This is a genomic window from Aureimonas sp. D3, from assembly GCF_001463805.1.
GTDB lineage: Bacteria > Pseudomonadota > Alphaproteobacteria > Rhizobiales > Rhizobiaceae > Aureimonas > Aureimonas ureilytica_A.
In genome coordinates this window covers 63,381-81,322 of record NZ_BBWM01000058.1, presented here as the reverse complement: position 1 = coordinate 81,322, position 17,942 = coordinate 63,381, and the positions used below count along the sequence as shown (strand labels likewise).

General features: G+C 66.1%; 15 protein-coding genes. 5 read left to right on the top strand and 10 right to left on the bottom strand.

Annotation, left to right across the window (positions count from 1 at the left end; genetic code table 11):
- Positions 1 to 23: 23 nt before the first annotated feature.
- Together fmt and truA are read left to right on the top strand one after the other, a co-directional pair.
- Entirely contained in the window at positions 24 to 965 is a 942-nt protein-coding gene (gene fmt / locus AUL36_RS17875; RefSeq protein WP_062222876.1) for a methionyl-tRNA formyltransferase, read from the top strand.
- Between the two features lie 3 nt (positions 966 to 968).
- The gene (gene truA, locus AUL36_RS17870) at positions 969 to 1,766 is read left to right on the top strand and encodes a tRNA pseudouridine(38-40) synthase TruA (protein ID WP_062222874.1); all 798 of its coding nucleotides are present in this window, start codon (positions 969 to 971) and stop codon (positions 1,764 to 1,766) included.
- Here truA and AUL36_RS17865 read toward each other — a convergent pair.
- A complete protein-coding gene (locus AUL36_RS17865; RefSeq protein WP_062222871.1) occupies positions 1,737 to 2,327 on the bottom strand; it encodes a hypothetical protein in 591 nt (196 codons plus the stop codon). The two genes, truA and AUL36_RS17865, sit on opposite strands and share 30 nt — an antisense overlap.
- 4 nt (positions 2,328 to 2,331) lie before the next feature.
- Positions 2,332 to 3,525 (bottom strand): succinyl-diaminopimelate desuccinylase, encoded by a 1,194-nt coding sequence (gene dapE, locus AUL36_RS17860; protein WP_062222869.1) that lies wholly within the window; start codon positions 3,523 to 3,525, stop codon positions 2,332 to 2,334.
- A 205-nt stretch (positions 3,526 to 3,730) separates the two neighbouring features.
- Here dapE and AUL36_RS17855 point away from each other — a divergent pair, with 205 nt between their 5' ends.
- Entirely contained in the window at positions 3,731 to 5,005 is a 1,275-nt protein-coding gene (locus tag AUL36_RS17855) for a lytic transglycosylase domain-containing protein (RefSeq protein WP_156418451.1), read from the top strand.
- Between the two features lie 419 nt (positions 5,006 to 5,424).
- Here the strand turns inward: AUL36_RS17855 and dapD are convergent, their stop codons facing one another.
- Positions 5,425 to 6,273, bottom strand: coding sequence for a 2,3,4,5-tetrahydropyridine-2,6-dicarboxylate N-succinyltransferase (gene dapD / locus AUL36_RS17850; RefSeq protein ID WP_058601035.1), 849 nt, complete (start codon positions 6,271 to 6,273; stop codon positions 5,425 to 5,427).
- A 98-nt stretch (positions 6,274 to 6,371) separates the two neighbouring features.
- On the opposite strand from dapD, the gene AUL36_RS17845 reads away from it, so the two are divergent.
- On the top strand, positions 6,372 to 7,238 hold the full coding sequence (locus AUL36_RS17845) for an LOG family protein (RefSeq protein WP_058601017.1): 867 nt from the start codon (positions 6,372 to 6,374) through the stop codon (positions 7,236 to 7,238).
- A gap of 72 nt (positions 7,239 to 7,310) precedes the next feature.
- Positions 7,311 to 7,616, top strand: coding sequence for a hypothetical protein (locus tag AUL36_RS17840; RefSeq protein WP_058601018.1), 306 nt, complete (start codon positions 7,311 to 7,313; stop codon positions 7,614 to 7,616).
- Between the two features lie 54 nt (positions 7,617 to 7,670).
- Here AUL36_RS17840 and AUL36_RS17835 read toward each other — a convergent pair whose 3' ends face one another.
- The 7 genes from AUL36_RS17835 to AUL36_RS17805 all read right to left on the bottom strand — a co-directional run bounded on the left by AUL36_RS17835 (position 7,671) and on the right by AUL36_RS17805 (position 17,893).
- The gene (locus AUL36_RS17835) at positions 7,671 to 8,390 is read right to left on the bottom strand and encodes a pyrimidine 5'-nucleotidase (RefSeq protein WP_062223024.1); all 720 of its coding nucleotides are present in this window, start codon (positions 8,388 to 8,390) and stop codon (positions 7,671 to 7,673) included.
- Positions 8,391 to 8,434: 44 nt separating this feature from the next.
- Positions 8,435 to 9,619, bottom strand: a complete 1,185-nt coding sequence (locus tag AUL36_RS17830) for an OprO/OprP family phosphate-selective porin (protein WP_062222864.1) — start codon at positions 9,617 to 9,619, stop codon at positions 8,435 to 8,437.
- Positions 9,620 to 9,815: 196 nt separating this feature from the next.
- Entirely contained in the window at positions 9,816 to 11,111 is a 1,296-nt protein-coding gene (locus tag AUL36_RS17825; RefSeq protein ID WP_058601020.1) for an MFS transporter, read from the bottom strand.
- Positions 11,112 to 11,311: 200 nt separating this feature from the next.
- The gene (gene argB, locus AUL36_RS17820) at positions 11,312 to 12,196 is read right to left on the bottom strand and encodes an acetylglutamate kinase (RefSeq protein WP_062222862.1); all 885 of its coding nucleotides are present in this window, start codon (positions 12,194 to 12,196) and stop codon (positions 11,312 to 11,314) included.
- Positions 12,197 to 12,443: 247 nt separating this feature from the next.
- Positions 12,444 to 15,074 (bottom strand): response regulator, encoded by a 2,631-nt coding sequence (locus AUL36_RS17815; protein WP_062222861.1) that lies wholly within the window; start codon positions 15,072 to 15,074, stop codon positions 12,444 to 12,446.
- Positions 15,075 to 15,306: 232 nt separating this feature from the next.
- Positions 15,307 to 16,476 carry a fumarylacetoacetate hydrolase family protein gene (locus AUL36_RS17810; RefSeq protein ID WP_062222860.1) on the bottom strand — a complete coding sequence of 390 codons (1,170 nt, stop codon included), beginning with the start codon at positions 16,474 to 16,476 and terminating at the stop codon, positions 15,307 to 15,309.
- Between the two features lie 169 nt (positions 16,477 to 16,645).
- Positions 16,646 to 17,893 (bottom strand): AGE family epimerase/isomerase, encoded by a 1,248-nt coding sequence (locus AUL36_RS17805; RefSeq protein ID WP_062222859.1) that lies wholly within the window; start codon positions 17,891 to 17,893, stop codon positions 16,646 to 16,648.
- Between the last annotated feature and the right edge of the window lie 49 nt (positions 17,894 to 17,942).

Genomic DNA, 17,942 nt, shown 5'->3' with positions numbered 1-17,942 from the left:
CCATCCTCCATAAGGGCGAGATCATGACGCTGCGCGTCGTCTTCATGGGCACACCCGCCTTTTCCGTTCCGACGCTCCGCGCCCTCGCGGACGCCGGCCACGAGATCGCGGCCGTGTATTCGCAGCCGCCACGCCCGGCCGGTCGGCGGGGCCTCGCGCCGACGCCCTCGCCCGTCGCGCTTGAGGCCGAGCGGCTGGGGATCCAGATCCTCACGCCCGTTTCGCTGAAAGGCGCGGAGGAGCAGGCCGATTTCGCCGCGCTCCAGGCCGATGTCGCCGTCGTCGTCGCCTATGGGCTGCTTCTGCCGCAGGCGGTTCTGAATGCGCCGCGCCTCGGCGCGCTGAACGGCCATGGCTCGCTTCTGCCGCGCTGGCGCGGGGCCGCGCCCATCCAGCGTGCCATCGAGGCGGGCGATGCCGAAACGGGCATGATGGTGATGCGCATGGAAGCCGGGCTCGACACCGGGCCGGTGGCGCTGACCGACACGCTCACGATCGGCGCGCGCGAAACGGCCGGCGAATTGCACGACCGCCTGTCCGAATCCTGCGCCCGGTTGATGGTGCGCGCCCTCGAAGGGCTTGAGGCTGACACGCTCGGCTTCGAGCCGCAGGACGCCATCGCCGCGCGCACGGGGCGCGAGGTGCTCTATGCCCGCAAGATCGAGAAGGGCGAGGCCGAGATCGACTGGACGCGCCCGGCGCCCGAGATCGCGCGCCGCATCAACGCCTTCTCACCCTTTCCTGGCGCCTGGACCACGTTGTCGGGCGAGCGCCTAAAGCTGCTGCGCGCGGAAGCCTCTGATGGCACCGGCGGGCCCGGCGCGGCGCTGGACGACCGGCTTCTGATCGCGGCGGGGGAGGGGGCGGTGCGCCTTCTCGACGTGCAGCGCGCCGGCGGCAAGGCCGGGCCGGCGGAGGTCTTCCTGCGCGGCACGGCCGTGCCGGCCGGCACGCGGCTCGGATAGCTCATGCCCCGCTACAAGCTCACCATCGAATATGACGGTACGGCCTATTGCGGCTGGCAGCGCCAGAAAAACGGCATGTCGGTTCAGGAAACGGTCGAGATCGCGCTGAAAGCGTTTTGCAGCGAGGATGTCACGCTGTTCGGCGCGGGGCGCACGGATGCCGGCGTCCACGCGACGGGGCAGGTCGCCCATGTCGATATCCCCAAGCTCTGGCGGACCGACACGGTGCGCGACGCTCTGAACGCGCGGCTGCGCGAGGAGGGGGGCGTCGCGATCCTTTCGGCTGAGCTGGTACCCGATCATTTCGACGCGCGCTTTTCGGCCCGCAAGCGGCACTATCTCTATCGCATCCTGAACCGCCGCCCGCCGCCGAGCATCCTGAAAGGCCAGGTCTGGTGGTGCTGGAAGGCGCTGGATGTCGAGGCGATGGACCGCGCGGCCAAGCACCTTCTCGGCACCCATGATTTCAACACGTTCCGCTCGGTGAACTGTCAGGCGAAGAGCCCGGTGCGCACGCTGGAACGGCTGGATGTGGTGCGCGGACCCGGCGACGAGGTGCATATCCATGCCTCGGCGCAGTCCTTTCTGCACAACCAGATCCGCTCCTTCGCGGGCTCGCTGAAGCTCGTCGGCGAGCATCGCTGGAGCGACCGGGATCTGGTCGCCGCGCTGGAATCGCGCGACCGCAAGCGCTGCGGCCCGGTCGCGCCGCCCGACGGGCTGTATCTCACCCGCGTCGACTATGCAGCGCCGGGAGACCCGCCGCTTCGCTCAGGCTATGGGCACGCCGACGAGATCTGAGACGGCGGCGTAGGAGAGGAGTGAGACGAAGACCATCATCGTGACGATGGCGACGGACATGGGAATGTCGGTGCCCGTCGCGTTGGCGATCAGTCGCACGCTCAAGACGATCGAGGCGATGGCGACGACGAGTCCGAGCAGCGCCGTCAGGTCGCTCGGCCCCGTCAGCAGCAGGAGCAGGAAGAAGGGCGAGAAGACCCAGGCGAGAAACGCGCCGCCCCAGTTCGTCGCGACCACGAAGGGCACCATCTTCCGTGAGAAGCCGAGCAGGCGCGCGAAGGACGCCATGATCAGGATCGGCAGAAGCCAGGCCGTCAGATCGGCCAGCGCATGAGCGCCATAGGTCGAGAAGCGCCCGAGATGCCCCGCAAAGGGCGGCCGCTCGACGCTTTCATATTCCAGCCAGGACAGAACCGTCGGCGGCAGGGCGACGACGAGCGCGGCGAAGGATCGCCAGAACCCGTCGGCGCTGATGTCGAGAAGCGACAGCCCGTCGCGCCGCCCCGCCATGAGGCGCGCGGCTCCGGTGAAGTAGCGCGCGATCTCGGCCAGACTCGGCATGAAATCAGGACTGGGCGGCGAACCAGCGGGTGAGGAAGGTCTCATAGATAGCCGTCAGCGTTTCGAGGTCCGATAGGGCGACACGTTCATTGGCCATATGCATCGTCTTGCCGACAAGTCCGAATTCGACCACCGGGCAATGGTTTTTGATATAGCGCGCGTCCGAGGTTCCGCCCGAGGTGGAGAGTTCGGGCCGGCGACCCGTCACCGCCTCCACCGCGTCCGACAGCTCTTCCACCAGGGGGCCGGGGGCCGTCACGAACACATCCGACACCGGCTCGCGCCATGTCATCTCGTAAAGGTCCGCCATGGGCCGGCCCGGCGCGGCGCTGGACAGGGCTGATTCGATTCGCCGCAGCACTTCGGCGCGCAGCGTCTCGGGCGTCCAGTGATCGTTGAAGCGGATGTTGAAGCGGATGGCGACCCGCGCGGGGATGACATTGCTGGCCGAATTGCCCGTGTCCACCGTCGTCACTTCCAGATTGGAGGGCTGGAACCGCTCCGTGCCGCCATCGAGCGGTGTATCCTGCAAGGCGGCGAGGACGGGGGCGAGGCGGCGCATCGGATTGTCGGCGAGATGGGGATAGGCGACATGGCCCTGCCGCCCGTTCAGCATGACGATGCCCGACATCGAGCCCCGCCGGCCGATCTTGATCATGTCGCCAAGCGCTTCGGGATTGGTGGGCTCGCCGAGAAGGCAGGCGTCGAAGCGGTGCCCCGCCTGTTCGGCATGGGCGAGCAGCTTCACCGTGCCGTTGATGGCCGGCCCTTCTTCGTCGCCTGTGATCAGGAAGGACAAACGGCCTTCGGGCAGCGCGCCCTTCGATTCGAGTCGCGCGACGGCGGCGACGAAACAGGCGATTCCACCCTTCATATCCACAGCGCCCCGGCCATAGATCTCTCCATCTTTAACGATTGCGGCGAAGGGCGGCTGCGACCAATCGGCGTCGGGCCCGGGCGGCACGACATCGGTGTGTCCGGCAAAGCACAGGTGCGGTCCGGCTTGGCCGCGAATCGCCAGAAGGTTCTCGATGGCGGGGGTTCCATCGGCCTCGAAAATCGGGCGTTCCACGAGGAATCCCAATGGCTTCAGCATAGCCTCCAGCGTGCCCAGAGCCCCTGCATCCTCGGGGGTCACGGAGGCGCAGCGCAGAAGGCGGGAAAGGTTGTCGGCGGGGTCGAGAAGGGTGGTGCTCATGACTGTTTTCTAACGCGCCGAAAGCCGCTTCGCCACCGAACTTGTCCACAGGCTGGATTCTTCGTTTTTTGGGGGTGGTGCTTTTTAGTCACGATGCGCTAATCTTTGTGAACGGTCGGTAACCTTTGACCCAGCCTTGCCACGTTTCGGCCGGGTTTGGTCACGAAGGCTTGCCACCGAGCGAAATAGCTGAGGGGATTCCTGCATGACGCATCAATGGGCCGAAGGAGCCCGGATCGCTCGCGCGCGTTCCGGCCGTATGGTTTCGGTGGCCTCTCTGGCCCTCCTCGCACCTTTGATGCTTTCGGCATGTGTCTCCGACGGAGACAAGCTCAGCGGCACCGCTGACATCTCCCCCACCAAGACGTCGGGCACCAAGTCCGAAGTCGTGCAGATCGCCAAGAACGACAACGGTCCGACCCGCGTCATCGCTCCGTCCGCCAAGCCGAGCGAGAAGAGCGCCGAACAGACCGAACAGAAGGGCGGGCGCGTCGTCGCCGCCCGCGCCGAGGTCGCAGAGGCCAAGCCCTCCCTCGGCAGCCGCGCCTATGGCACCGCCGTCGCCGCCAAGAACAGCGTCGTAGCCGGCGCGGTGCGGGTCGGTGAAAAAGCCGTCGCCGTCGCCAATGTGTCCGCTGCCACGATCCAGAACGTCGCGCAGGCCGCCAAGGACACGATCACGGGCGATCCGAAGATCGACCGCATGATCGCCGCCGCCGCCGACGAAAACGAGATTCCGCGCGAACTGGCCTATGCCGTGGTGCGCGTCGAAAGCCATTACAATCCGCGCGCTCGCGGCGCGGGCGTCTACGGCCTGTCGCAGATCAAGCCCGCCACGGCGCGGGGCCTCGGCTTCTCCGGCCCGGCGGAAGCCCTGCTCGATCCCGAAACCAATCTTCGCTACGGCATGCGCTATCTCAAGGGCGCCTACGAAGAGGGCAATGGCGACATCTGCCGCACGGCGATGAAGTACAAGGGCGGACACCGGACCACGGTTATGTCCAAATCCGCCAGCGTCTACTGCTCCAACGTCAAGCGCCACATGGCGGAGATCCGCTCGCGCAAGACGCCCGCCATGTCGGACACCGCCTCGCTCGTCGCTGCTGTCGAGCCGACCGTGCGCAAGGGCCTCGTCGCCCGCGCCGTCGCTGCCCATCCGGCCGAAGCGCGCGGCGAGGTCAAGCCGACCGTCGCCGCGACGCTTTCCAGGCCGCAATCCACCAACGCTCCGGCCGCCGCAACGGCTCTGACCGGCACGGACGAAGCCACGAGCGGCGCGATCGCCGCCGTGTCGGCGCCCGTCCCCGCGCCGCGCCCGATCATTCGTCTCGCTGAAAATCATATCCCGCCGCTGATCGCCCCGCAGCAGGCCGAAGCCGGCGCGCCCGATGGCGGCCGCGTGACCCATCGCTCGCAGCCCGAAATCGACCGCGACCGCTTCGGCGGCGCCTTCGATGCCTCGACGCGGCCCGCACAGTAAGCTCGCCAAGCGTGAGCCCGCTCGGAGGGGCCGCTATCGCAAGGAAAAATAAGCCGGGTTCGCCCCGGCTTTTTTCATGCGCGGTTGGGAAGGCGCGTGAGGACAGGGAAGTGCGACACCCGTCGCGACCCGAAATGCCGGCAGCGACCTAGCGGCGGAACGCTGGGCCGCTGCCGCGCTGGATGCGCTGGGCTGGGAGATCGGACTGTGTCGAAAGTCCGTCCGTGCGCGGCCCGGCGGCGCTCTCCATCCGGGCTGCTTCTTCGATTTCGGCTCATGCTCCTGGTAGAGGCCGCGTTCGTTGTCAGGCCGCAGAGCGGAAACCCCACAGCGATCCCTCGAAGGGCTTCCCAAAGCGATGTCTTAGAAAATGCCGTCGAATGCACGGCGCTGTCTTGCGCCGTGCACCCCCTCTTCGATCAGGCGCGCAAGAGATCGTTGATGGACGTCTTGGAGCGGGTGCGCTCGTCCACGCGCTTGACGATCACCGCGCAATAGAGCGCCGGGCCGGCCTCGCCATTACCCATCGGCTTGCCCGGCAGCGAGCCGGCGACGACGACGGAATAGGGCGGCACTTCGCCATAGGTGATGGAGCCCGTCTCGCGGTCCACGATCTTGGTGGACTGGCCGATGAAGACACCCATGCCGAGAACCGAGCCCTCGCGCACGATGCAGCCTTCCACGACTTCCGAACGTGCGCCGATGAAGCAATTGTCCTCGATGATGGTCGGGCCGGCCTGAAGCGGCTCCAACACGCCGCCGATGCCCACGCCGCCGGACAGGTGCACATGCGCGCCGATCTGCGCGCAGGAGCCGACGGTCGCCCATGTGTCCACCATCGTGCCTTCACCGACCGAGGCGCCGAGATTGACGAAGCTCGGCATCAGGATGGCGTTCTTGCCGATATGGGCGGAGCGGCGCACGATCGCGCCCGGCACGGCCCGGAAGCCGGCCTCCCGATACTGCGTTTCCGTCCAGCCGTCGAACTTCGAGGGCACCTTGTCCCACCAGTTCGCCCCGCCCGGTGCACCAGAGACGAGTTCCATGTCGTTCAGGCGGAAGGACAGGAGCACCGCCTTCTTCAGCCACTGATGCACGGTCCACTGACCATCGCCGCCGCGCGTCGCGACCTTGAGCGCGCCTCGGTCGAGTCCGTTCAGCGCCTCGTTCACCGCGTCGCGAACCTCGCCTTGGGTCTGCGCGTTGACGGAGTCCCGGTTGTCGAAGGCGGTTTCGATGATCTGTTCAAGCTGGGCGTGGTCGGTCATCCGTGCGTCCTTGTGTAGCGGCGTGAAAGCTTCGGGCATGACGCTTCCTCTATTGGAAGCCCCCTGGACAATCAACGCGAGGACGATGGCGCGTGGCGATGGAAACCGACAAGGACCTTCTTTCGGGTGCAGAGGGCGAAGAAGCCTTTTCGCCTTTTCCAACTTCGGGCGAGGATCGGGCGCGTCAGACGGCCAAGCCCCGCACGCCCCAGACCCTCTCGCCGACCTATCGCCTTGCCTATGACGACCCGGACTTTCTCGCCTCCGAGCCGATGCGCGGCGTCCGGCTGCAACTGGAACTGATGAAGCCCGACATGGCGCTGACGGAAGCGGGCATCCTGTCCACCGTCGTGCTCTTCGGCGGCGCGCGCATCCCCGAGCCCGGCCACGATCCCTGGGCGGCCCGCACGCCGGAACAGGCCGAGCGGCTGCGCGCCAACAGCCATTACTACGACGAGGCCCGGCGCTTCGCGCAACTCGCCTCGCGCCATTCGGCCAACTCATCGGGCGGCAAGGAATTCGTGATCGTCACCGGCGGCGGGCCGGGCGTCATGGAAGCGGGCAATCGCGGCGCATCCGATGTCGGGGCGGTGTCGATCGCGCTCAATATCACGCTGCCGCACGAGCAGGCGCCCAATCCCTATGCGACGCCCGAGCTTTGCTTCAACTTCCATTATTTCGCGATCCGCAAGATGCATTTCCTCCTGCGGGCCAAGGCCATGGCCATCTTCCCCGGCGGCTTCGGCACGATGGACGAGTTGTTCGAGGCGCTGACGCTGATTCAGACCCGGCGCATGGCGCGCATTCCGGTGGTGCTGTTCGGCGAAAGTTTCTGGCGGCGCGTGGTGGATTTCGAATTCCTGGCGCAGGAAGGCACGATCGCCCCCGACGATCTCGGCCTCATCCATTTCGTGGATACGGCCGAACAGGGCTGGGATATCATCCGCAGCTATTACGAGTTCTGATCCGGCCGGAACCCGGCCCATCCCGCGACGTTTTTCTCCCAAGCCATAAATCTTGAGGGAAGGAAACCAGCCATGGGCGAGTTCGATACCGATTCCGCGATGATGCGCCGTCAGCAGAACATGGACGTGCCCGAAACAATCCAGGAGGACGAGACGGGCGCGAAAGCTTCGCCGACCGATCTCGACCCCGAAAGTCGGGCGGCACGCGAAGCCTCGAAAAGCGGCGATGCCGTCTATGCCAACGAGCAGATGGACGCGATCTTCAACCAGAACAAGCGCGCCGGCGCAGGCCGGGCCGAGCTGAACATGATGGAAGACCGGGCAACCGGCGGCATGGCGTCGCTGGTGCGGCCCGACCGCTCCATTCTCGGCTCGTAGGCCATTCGAAACGAAGTGTTTGAGGCCGGGGCGTTGCGCTCCGGCCTTTTTGCGTCAGCGGATCGAGCGCAGGAAATGCGTCAGATTGTCGGTGACGAAGTCGATATGCTCGCCCTCGCGCCCTTCGTGCTCCCAGGCATCGCCAATGGCCGTCTCGAAATTTTCCGGCACGATCAGCACCGTGCGCATTCCCAGGGTTTTCGGCACTTCGAGATTGCGCGCCAGATCCTCGAACATCGCCGCATGGGCCGTGTCGATCCGGTGCAGCGCCATGAACTTGTCATAGGTCTCGGCGGCGGGCTTCGGGATCAGGCCGGCTGCCACGATGTCGAACACATCCTCGAAATGCTCGAAAATGCCGAGCTGGCGCGCCGTGCGCTCGGCATGGCCCCGGTCGCCATTGGTGAAGATGAACTTGCGGCCGGGCAAAGCCGCGATCTCCGCGCCCAGCTCCGGGTCGGGCGAGAGCCAAGAATAGTCGATATTGTGGACGTAACGCAGGAAGGCGTCAGGGTCGATGTCGTGCACCGTCATCAGGCCGCGCAGCGTCGTGCCATATTCGCGATAGAAGCGCTTCTGCACAACCTTCGCCTCGTCGGCCGGCACGTTCAGAAGCTCGGCGACGAAGCTCGTCATGCGCTCGTCGATCTGGCGGAACAGGTCGGTGCGGCGGGGGTAGAGCGTGTTGTCGAGGTCGAAGACCCATGTCGTGACATGGGAGAAGTCCGCGGGCGTGGCGTCGGCGGTGCGCAGGATCGTGGTGTTCTCGGTCATCTCTTCTTTCGACACGGCGGCGGGTTCGGCGTCAATGCGAATGGTCAATAAACGATCGTGGCGCGCAAAAGCGTCGCGTTCACCTCGTCGCCCTCGTCCGGCCCATCGGTGACGCGCGTGTAGGTGTGGCTGGCGGTGAAGCGCAGGATGTCGGTCGGATACCAGTTCAGGATGGCCGTGCCGGCGATCTCCGCCCCGCCATCCTCGGCATCGGTCAGGTCGAGCGCATCCAGCCGCGCGCCGATCTCGAAAGCCCCGATGCCGCCTTTGGAGACGGAATGGGCGGGCTTCACACGCTCGAACTGGCCGCCATCCACCTCGTAACGGCGGTGGTCGTCGGTGAGAAAGAGAAGCGCCGAGACATAGCCGCCGTGCAGGACGGCCTCTTCGCCCCGCGCCGCCTCGACGCGGCTCACTGTATATTCGCTCTGGAAGGTGAAGCGGCCGAGCGTTGCGGTCAACTCACCGTTCAGGGACAGGAGCTTCGACGGTTTCTCGAAATCATCGGTCGAGACGGGGGAAAGCGAAACGAGATTGGTGCCGACGCCGCCCGAGAAGCTCAAGGGCTCCTGCCGGTCGAATCCGCCGGCAAGGCCGAGGCCGAGATGCACGGCGTCCCCACCTTCGAGATAAGGCGCATAGGTCGCGCGCGCGGCCAGCGTCACCCCATCGTCGAAGGGTTGAGCGTTGATGTCGCCGCCGAAGACGCCCGTCTGGAGGCTCCAGCGCTCGCCATGGGCCAAGGCTGTGATCCCGACGGCATCTGACAGTTGCAGCGTGCTGTTCAGCCCGTCCTCGGCGAAGGTGGCCGAGCGGCTGCCCATGATGTTCTGGAGGGAAAACGGAATGTCCTGATAGCCGGCCTGAACGGTCAGCGCTTCCGAGATCTTGTAGTTCACATAGGCATAGGTGACGGCCGCATCTTCCCAATTGGCGAAGTCGAGCGTCAGCCGCCCGCCCCAGTCGTCATAGCCGAAATCGGTGTAGAGCCGTCCGCGCCGAACCTCACCATTGCGCCGGTCGGCCGGGTCCAGGAGATCGCCCGGGGAGGAGGAAGCCCAGCCACCGTCGAACTGGACGAAGGGCGAGAAGCGAATGAAGCGCTCGTCGCTCCCGATCTGCCGCGCGGTTTCGAGGCGCTCGACCAGCGAAGGGCTGGTGTCCTCGGCAAGCGCGGGCGCGGCGGTGGTGGACAGAAGCATGAGGAGGAACAGGGCGCGGCGAGACATCGGGTTCATCCTGGCATAAGTCCTGCGCTGGCATTCCATCCTTGGTGGCAGCGGCCTTCGTCACAGGCCAGTGCGGGGAGGCCACAGGCGGAAGCAAAGCCGGCGAAACGCATCCGCCGCGTATCAAAAGAAAAGCCCGGCATCGCGGGAGGGCGATGCCGGGCCGGGTCGTATCAGCGACTGGGTCTTTGCCCGATCAGGCGAACTCGCCCTTGCGCGGGGTGGCGAAGAGGGCGATGGCCGTGATGAGGGCGGCGGCCGAGAGATAGTAGCCGACGGCCGCCAGACCGTGTTCGGTGGCCAGACGCGTCGCCAGATAGGGGGCCAGCGAGGCGCCGACGATGCCGCCGAAATTGAAGGTCAGCGACGCGCCGGTATAGCGCACGGCGGTCGGGAAGAGGTCCGACAGCGCGGTGCCGAGCGGGCCGTAAGTGAGACCCATCAGCGCGAAGCCGATGATCTGGAAGGCGATCACGCTGCCGACCGTGCCCGCGCCGAAGAGCGGATGGAACACGAAGCCGAACAGGCCGATGCCGACCGTGGCGAGGATCAGCGTGGCGCGGCTGCCGATCCGGTCGGCCATGAGGGCCGAAACGGGAATGGCGAGGCCGAAGAAGACGACGCCCAGCATCTGGATCGGCAGGAAGGTCGAGCGGGAATAGCCGAGCGCCGTCGTGCCCCAGGAGAGGACGAAGGTCGTCATGAGATAGAAGAGCACGAAGGTCGCGAGCGCGGCGAAGGTGCCGGCCAGAAGCCGGCCCTTGTGTTCGGAGAAGACCGCGAAGAGCGGAACCTTGACGCGCTCGTGACGCTCCATCGCCTTCTGGAAGGCCGGCGTCTCATGAATCTTCAGGCGCACCCAGAGGCCGACGAAGACGAGCAGCGCCGAGGCGATGAAAGGAATGCGCCAGCCGAACTGGAAGAACTGCTCGTCTGTCAGGATGTCCGACAGAATCAGGAAGGAGCCCGTGGCGCAGATGAAACCGATCGGCGCGCCGAGCTGCGGGAACATGCCGTACCACGCGCGCTTGCCGGGAGGGGCGTTCTCGGTCGCCAAGAGCACCGCGCCGCCCCATTCGCCGCCGAGCCCCAGGCCCTGGCCGAGGCGGCACAGCGCGAGCAGCAGCGGGGCCAGCACGCCCGCGCTCGCATAGGTCGGCAGAAGGCCGATCGCGACGGTGGACACGCCCATGGTCATGAGGGCGGCGACCAGCGTCGCCTTGCGGCCGATCCGGTCTCCGAAATGGCCGAAGATCGCCGCGCCGATGGGGCGCGCGAAAAAGGCGATGGCGAAGGTGGCAAAGCTCTGGAGCGTCGCGGAGGTCGCGTCGGCTGCCGGGAAGAAGAGCTTGGGAAATACGAGAACCGCCGCCGTCGCGTAGATGTAGAAATCGAAGAACTCGATCGTGGTGCCGATCAGGCTGGCGAAGAGAACGCGCGCGCGCGAATTGGCGGGCGCTGCGTCGGCGTTGGATGCGGAAACGGCGGACACGGGACAATGCCTTCAGGATGACGGGAAGCGTACCGCAGGGTACGGATCGCCGAGTACCTGACGTTACGCTTCAATGCAAGCTGAAACCATGCCAGACTGATCAATGCGGCGCTTGGGATGCATGACAACCTGCTGCAGACGAAAGCGGCCGAACCGACGCGATGTCGATCCGGCCGCTTCAAGGCTTGGAAGGGCGGGGTTCAGCGCACGATCAGCGTGCCGGCGCCATGCTCGGTGAGGAGTTCGAGCAGCACGGCATGAAGCACCTTGCCGTTCAGGATCACGACGCCTTCGACGCCGCGATCGATGGCCTCGATGCAGGTCTCGACCTTGGGGATCATGCCGCCGGAGATCGTCCCGTCGCGGATCAGCTCGCGCGCCTGGCTCACCGAAAGCTCCTTGATGAGCTGGCCGTTCTTGTCGAGAACACCGGGAACGTCGGTCAGGAACAGAAGCCGGGCTGCCTTCACCGCGCCGGCGATGGCGCCCGCGAACGTATCGGCGTTGATATTGTAGGTCGAGCCGTCGTGGCCGGGCGCGACCGGCGCGATCACCGGGATCATCTCGGAACGGGCGAGAAGGTCGAGCAGCGTGCGATCGACTTCCACCGGCTCGCCGACGAAGCCGAGATCGAGCACGCGCTCGATGTTGGAATCGGGATCGACCACGGTCTTCTTGGCCTTTTCGGCGAAGACCATGTTGCCGTCCTTGCCGCACAGGCCGATGGCCCATTCGCCTTCGGCGTTGATGAGGGCGACGATCTCCTTGTTGATCGAGCCGGCGAGAACCATCTCGACGATCTCGACCGTGCGCTCGTCGGTGACGCGCAGCCCGTGCTCGAAGCGGCTTTCGATGCCCATCTTCTCCAGCATCCGGCCGATCTGCGGACCGCCGCCATGGACGACGATCGGGTTGATGCCGGCCTGCTTGAGGAGGGCGATGTCGCGGGCGAAGGCACGGCCGAGCTCGGCATTGCCCATGGCGTGGCCGCCATATTTCACCACGACCGTCTTGTTCTCGTAAGCCTGCATGAAGGGCAGGGCTTCGGCCAGAAGGCTGGCCTGATTCTGGGGCTGGTCGGACATGGCGGCTCCATGGGCGGGAAGGCCTGAAGGACGGGTCGCTTCCTAGCTCAGGACCGGGCCGGAACAAAGGGCGGAAGGGCACGGATGAGCTAAAAAATCGCTCATCCTGTCACCAACCTCGGATGGGAAGGGGCGTGCCTTCGAGCCCGTTTGGAAACGCCCCGGCAGAGGGTCGGCGAGGATGGACGATAAACCGGGGCCGGAAGAGACTCGCCGGACCGACCCGGTGGATTCTCGAGGCAGGCTCCTAGGCGTCGACCCGCTGACGCGCGCTCGCCTTGGCCACGGCCTTGTCGAGATCGCTCATGTCGTAGGGCTTGGGCAGAAGGGCGGTGCGCGCGCCGAATTGCTCGATGCCATCCACATGGCGATCGCCCGTGGCGAAGACGATGCCCATGCCAGGCGTCAGCTCCAGCGCGCGGCGGGCGAGCTCGGGGCCGGACATGCCGGGAAGGTTCACGTCGGTCACGAGAACATCGACGCCCGCCGTTTCCAGCGCCACCAGCGCATCTTCGGCGCTGCCCGCTTCCACGACGATATGGCCGAGATCCTTCAGCATGTCGGCCGTGTTCATGCGAATCAGCGCGTCGTCTTCCACGAAGAGCACGGTGCAGGGCTTGAAATGGCGCGGTGCCGGGGCGTCTGCGGACGGGGCGCTTCGCAGGGAGGTCTCCAAGGAAGGGGCTTCCGCTGCGAGAGCGGGAGCCGCGACATCGGGCTTGCGCACGCCCTTCTGCGCGCGGTTGGCGAGCACATGGCGGAACTTTCGCGCCAGCGCCTCGCGCGTATACGGCTTGGACAGAAGTTCGACGCCCGAATCCAGCCGCCCGCCATGGACGATGGAATTCTCGGTGTAGCCGGAGGTGAAGAGCACGGCGAGGTCGGGCAGGCGCGCCTTGGCCTTTCGCGCCAGTTCCGGGCTTTTCAGCTTGCCGGGCATGACGACGTCGGTGAACAGAATGTCGATCGGAATGCCGCTTTCCACCACCGAGAGCGCCGACTGCGCGTCCACGGCCTTGAGCACGCGGTAGCCGAGATCGGTCAGCATCTCCACCACGGTGGCGCGCACCTCGTCGTCGTCCTCCACCACGAGAACGGTTTCCGTGCCGCCGGAGATCGGCCCGTTGTCGATCGTGACTTCCACGTCCTCGGCCTGTTCGGCGCGGGGCAGGTAGAGCTTGATCGTGGTGCCGTGGCCGATCTCGGAATAGATCTTCACATGGCCGCCGGACTGCTTGACGAAGCCATAGACCATGGAGAGCCCAAGGCCCGAGCCCTTGCCTTCCGCCTTGGTCGAGAAGAAGGGCTCGAACACCTTATCGATGATCTCGGCGCTCATGCCGCAGCCCGTGTCGCTCACCGCCAGCATGACGTACTGGCCCGGCGTCACCTCGGCATGAGTGCGGGCATAGGTGTCGTCCAGCGAGGCATTGCCGAGTTCGATCGTCAGCTTGCCCTGGCCATCCATCGCATCGCGGGCGTTGATGGCAAGATTCAGAAGCGCGTTCTCGATCTGCGTCGGGTCGATGAACGTGTTCCAGAGGCCGCCGCCGACCACGGTTTCGATCTCGATGCCTTCGCCGAGCGCGCGGCGCAGCATGTCGTCCATGCCGCGCACGAAGCGCGTGACGTTGACGACCTTGGGCTCCAGCGCCTGCCGGCGGCCGAAGGCCAGAAGCTGCGCGGCGAGCTTGGAGCCGCGCGCGACGCCGGCCAAGGCGTTCCCAATGCGCCGCTCGGCCCGCTCGTTGCCGGTCAGATCGCGCTGGAGAAGCTGGAGATTGCCCGAGACCACCTGAAGCAGATTGTTGAAATCGTGCGCGACGCCGCCCGTCAGCTTGCCGATCGTTTCCAGCTTCTGCGACTGGGCCAGCGCCATCTGCGCCTGCCGGCGCTCTTCCAGCGCGTCGATGACGCGGCTTTCCAGCGTCTCGTTGAGATTGCGCAACTGCTCTTCGGCGCGCTGGCGGTGGCGCACCTGACGCTCCAGCATCTCGGCGTGCTCGCGCAGCGAATCCTCGTAGGCACGCATGTCCTCGACATCGGTGTGGACGCCGACCCATTCGCGCAGCACACCCGCCTCGTCGAAGGTCGGCACGGCACGTACCATGAAGCGGCGATATTCGCCGCCGGCCACCAGAACCCGGTGCTCGTGATTGAAGGTCTGGCCGGTTGCAACGGCCTCCTGCCAGGCGGCGACGGAGGCCGGACCGTCATCCGGGTGAACCGCCTTGCTCCAGCCGAGTCCCTGATAGTCGGCATAGCTCTGCCCGGTCAGCCGCGCCCAGCCGGGCTGCTCGCCGACCATGCGCCCGCTCGCCTCGTTGGTCCAGATCGTGCCATGGATGGCGTCGATCGCGGCGCGGAAGCGCTGGTTGGACAGGAAGGTCTGCCGCTCGGCGACGATCCGGTCGGTCTTCTCCAGGACGGTGCAGAGCACCCCGCCGATGCCGCCCGTGACATCGCGGATCGGCGTGTAGAAGAGGTCGAAATAAACGTCTTCGAGCTGTTCGTTGCGCTTCAAACGCAGAATCTTGTCCCGGAAGGACTGGATTTCGCCCCGGAAACCCGCCTCCAGAATGGCGCTGTTCCAGTCCCAGATTTCGGGCCAGATCTTCGGCACGCGCCCGCCGAAGGCATGCGGATGATTGGCGCCGGCGATCTCGATATAGGCATCGTTATAGATCATCACGTGGTCCGGCCCCCACATGAGAACCTTGGCCACGGGCGAATCCACCACCGTGTCGATGACCGTTCGAATCCGCTCCGGCCAGCCTTCGCGCGGGCCGAGCGAGGTCGTGGACCAATCGAACCTTTCCAGGAGACGCCGTGTCTCCGTCTCGACGGGGACTGGTCGGCTCGTCACAGGATCGGCCATGGGGCAGACTTCCTCTTGAGATCGAAATGGCGGCCCCTTCGGAGCCACCATGGAATGACGTCAAATTGTGACGATCACAAGCCTTTGGAAGACGAGAAGGCCAACAAACCGTTCGCCTTGCATCCAATTCTGGTGCCTTTCCGCCGACCATAGGTTCGCCCGAAAGGCACCGGGCTTTTGTTTTCCGCATTGTCCGGCCGCGAAAGCCGGCTCGGCTTTCGCTGGAAATGCTTCACGACAGGAGACCCCGCGCCGCCAGATTGCGCATGAGCGCCGCGATGCCGAAGCGCCAAGGGGCGGCCTTGTCGGTGTGGGTCACCGTGTTGGTCAGCGCGCCAAGGCGCGGCGAGGCGATGGTGACGCGGTCGCCGAGCTTGTGCGTGAAGCCCTTGCCCGGCGTGTCGCGATCCTCCACCGGCGCGAACAACGTGCCGCAGAACAGCATCATGCCATCGGGATATTGATGGTGGGGGCCGAGCGCCTGACGCACCAGATCGGCCGGGTCGCGGCTGATCTCGCGCATGGTGGAGAAGCCCTCCAGCCGGTAGCCGTCATCGGCGCCCTCCACGATCAGCGTCAGCTCGGCCGAGCGCACGTCGTCCAGCGTGAAGGCTTCGTCGAACAGGCGGATGAAGGGGCCGATCGAGGAGGAGGCGTTGTTGTCCTTGGCCTTGCCGAGCAGGAGGGCGGAGCGGCCTTCCACGTCGCGCAGGTTCACGTCGTTGCCGAGCGTCGCGCCCAGGATCTCGCCGCGCGAATTGACCGTCAGCACCACTTCGGGCTCGGGATTGTTCCATTCCGACATGGGCAGGATGCCGACTTCGGCACCATGGCCGACGCTTGCCAGAACCGGGGCCTTGGTGAAGACCTCCGCGTCCGGCCCGATGCCGACTTCCAGATATTGCGACCAGTAGCCCTTTTCCTGAAGGATGCGCTTGACCTCGGCCGATTTGGGCGAGCCCGGCACCACCTCGGCCAGCGCGCCGCCGATCACCGATCCGATCTCCTGCCGGATGGCGTTGGCGAGCGCGTAGTCGCCCTTGGCGCGCTCCTCGATCACGCGCTCCACCATGGAGCGGGCAAAGGTCACGCCGCAGGCTTTCACCGCCTGGAGGTCGCAAGGGGCGAGGAGGATCGTCCGCGTCTCGCCGGTCTCATGCGCCTCACTGGCGGCTAAGACGTCGGACAAGGCCCAGGATCGGCCGCCCTCGGCCGCGCGCAGCCGGGCCGCGACGTCGGTGCCTTCCAGAAGCTCGGATACGGTGGGGGCGAGCGCGGAGACGTCCACCAGCCGGTCCCCCCGCACATGGACGATGACCGGACCGCCGACCTTGGGGTCGAACAGGCGTCCGACCAGAACCGCCTCGGTCGCATCGGTCGGCAGGGGAGAAGAATGAGACATCCGCAGCACTCGTATCGCTTCGCCGCCGATGCGCCTCCCTCCCGGAATTGCTTGTCCGACGGCGGGACACAGGGGAACGACGGATCGCGCCCGAGCGCAAGCGAAAGCCATGCTGCGACGCAGCATGGCAGAAGGCTTCGAGCGTCGGGTTCTTGCGGGCGAGGGGGCTTCACGCCCCGCGCAGATGACCTTCGCGAAGTCCCTTGGCAAGGCCCGTATCGGTCGGCAGAAGCGGAATCAGGCAGGCCTGAAGCGCGTGGTAGAGATCGGGCTTGCCGGCGAAGGGCTCGGGCTTGGGCTGGTTGTCGGGGCCGAGCTGCGGGTGCCAGCCGCCGCGCCGCCGATCGATCAGGTGGAGCGCCGCGAAGTCCCAGATGCGGCGATACCAGGTCTCGTAGAACGGGTCCTGCGTGACCGCACCCAGTACGGCCGCCGCGCCGATGCCCTCGCAGACCGGCCACCAGTAGCGATCGGCGATGCGGGGCTGGCCGTCCCAGTCGAGCGTATAGAAGAACCCGCCGCGCGCCTCGTCCCAGCCATCCGACACGGCCTTGGCGAAGAGCGCCTTGGCGGCGTCCGGCATCCAGTCGGTTACCCGTCCTTCCAACTTCCAAAGCTGGATCAGAAGCCGCGCCCATTCCAGCCAATGGCCGGGCGTGGTGCCGAAGGGTCGAAAGATCGGGTTGCCGTCATAGGCGCGGTCGAACTGCCAGTCCGCGTCGAAATGTTCCGGCAGATGCCAGCCGGTGGCGCGGGCGTGACGGTTGACGATGAGGTCGGCGATGCGCCCGGCCTTGTCGAGATAATGCCGCTCGCCCGTCGCCTCGAAGGCCGCCATCAGCGCTTCGGTGAGGTGCATGTTGGAGTTCTGGCCGCGATAGGTGTCGAAGGGCTGCCAGTCGCGCGTGAACTCCTCGGCCGTCGCGCCATGCGCCTCTTCCCAGAAGCGCGTGTTCAGCGTTTGGGTAATATCGGCCAGAAGCCGGGGCGCGTCCGGGTGCCCGGCCTGCAGGGCGCTGGACGCCGCCAGCAGCACGAAGGCGTGGCCATAGGCCTGTTTCTTGTCGTCCGCGAAACCATCCGGGCCGAAGCTCCAGACATAGCCGCCATGCTCGGCGTCGCGATGACGCTCCCATAGGGCCTTCATGCCGTGGTCCACCAGAGCGTCGGCCCCCGGCCGGCCCTGAAGGCTGGCGAGCGAGAAGCAATGAACGAGGCGCGTCGTGGTGTGAAGCTCGGTTGGCGTGCCGTCGCGCATCGGCCGACCCTTCGTGTCGGGAACGGAAATCCGCCCGTCGCAATTGAGGCTCGCCCCTTCGAAGAAGCGGAACAGATCGTCCGCTTCGCGCAAGAGCCATTGGCGGTGCGACGCGCGCTCCAGCCAGTTCCCTCCCGCAACCTGTTCCCGATCGGCCATGCTGCCCTCCGCCAAGCCTCTACACTTCCAGCGCGCTCGCTATCGGAGA

Bases quoted from the DNA above. Each gene is read 5' to 3' on its own strand.
- fmt (WP_062222876.1), top strand. From the start codon at position 24: ATGACGCTGCGCGTCGTCTTCATGGGCACACCCGCCTTTTCCGTTCCG.
- truA (WP_062222874.1), top strand. From the start codon at position 969: ATGCCCCGCTACAAGCTCACCATCGAATATGACGGTACGGCCTATTGC.
- AUL36_RS17865 (WP_062222871.1), bottom strand. From the start codon at position 2,327: ATGCCGAGTCTGGCCGAGATCGCGCGCTACTTCACCGGAGCCGCGCGC.
- dapE (WP_062222869.1), bottom strand. From the start codon at position 3,525: ATGAGCACCACCCTTCTCGACCCCGCCGACAACCTTTCCCGCCTTCTG.
- AUL36_RS17855 (WP_156418451.1), top strand. From the start codon at position 3,731: ATGACGCATCAATGGGCCGAAGGAGCCCGGATCGCTCGCGCGCGTTCC.
- dapD (WP_058601035.1), bottom strand. From the start codon at position 6,273: ATGACCGACCACGCCCAGCTTGAACAGATCATCGAAACCGCCTTCGAC.
- AUL36_RS17845 (WP_058601017.1), top strand. From the start codon at position 6,372: ATGGAAACCGACAAGGACCTTCTTTCGGGTGCAGAGGGCGAAGAAGCC.
- AUL36_RS17840 (WP_058601018.1), top strand. From the start codon at position 7,311: ATGGGCGAGTTCGATACCGATTCCGCGATGATGCGCCGTCAGCAGAAC.
- AUL36_RS17835 (WP_062223024.1), bottom strand. From the start codon at position 8,390: ATGACCGAGAACACCACGATCCTGCGCACCGCCGACGCCACGCCCGCG.
- AUL36_RS17830 (WP_062222864.1), bottom strand. From the start codon at position 9,619: ATGTCTCGCCGCGCCCTGTTCCTCCTCATGCTTCTGTCCACCACCGCC.
- argB (WP_062222862.1), bottom strand. From the start codon at position 12,196: ATGTCCGACCAGCCCCAGAATCAGGCCAGCCTTCTGGCCGAAGCCCTG.
- AUL36_RS17815 (WP_062222861.1), bottom strand. From the start codon at position 15,074: ATGGCCGATCCTGTGACGAGCCGACCAGTCCCCGTCGAGACGGAGACA.
- AUL36_RS17810 (WP_062222860.1), bottom strand. From the start codon at position 16,476: ATGTCTCATTCTTCTCCCCTGCCGACCGATGCGACCGAGGCGGTTCTG.
- AUL36_RS17805 (WP_062222859.1), bottom strand. From the start codon at position 17,893: ATGGCCGATCGGGAACAGGTTGCGGGAGGGAACTGGCTGGAGCGCGCG.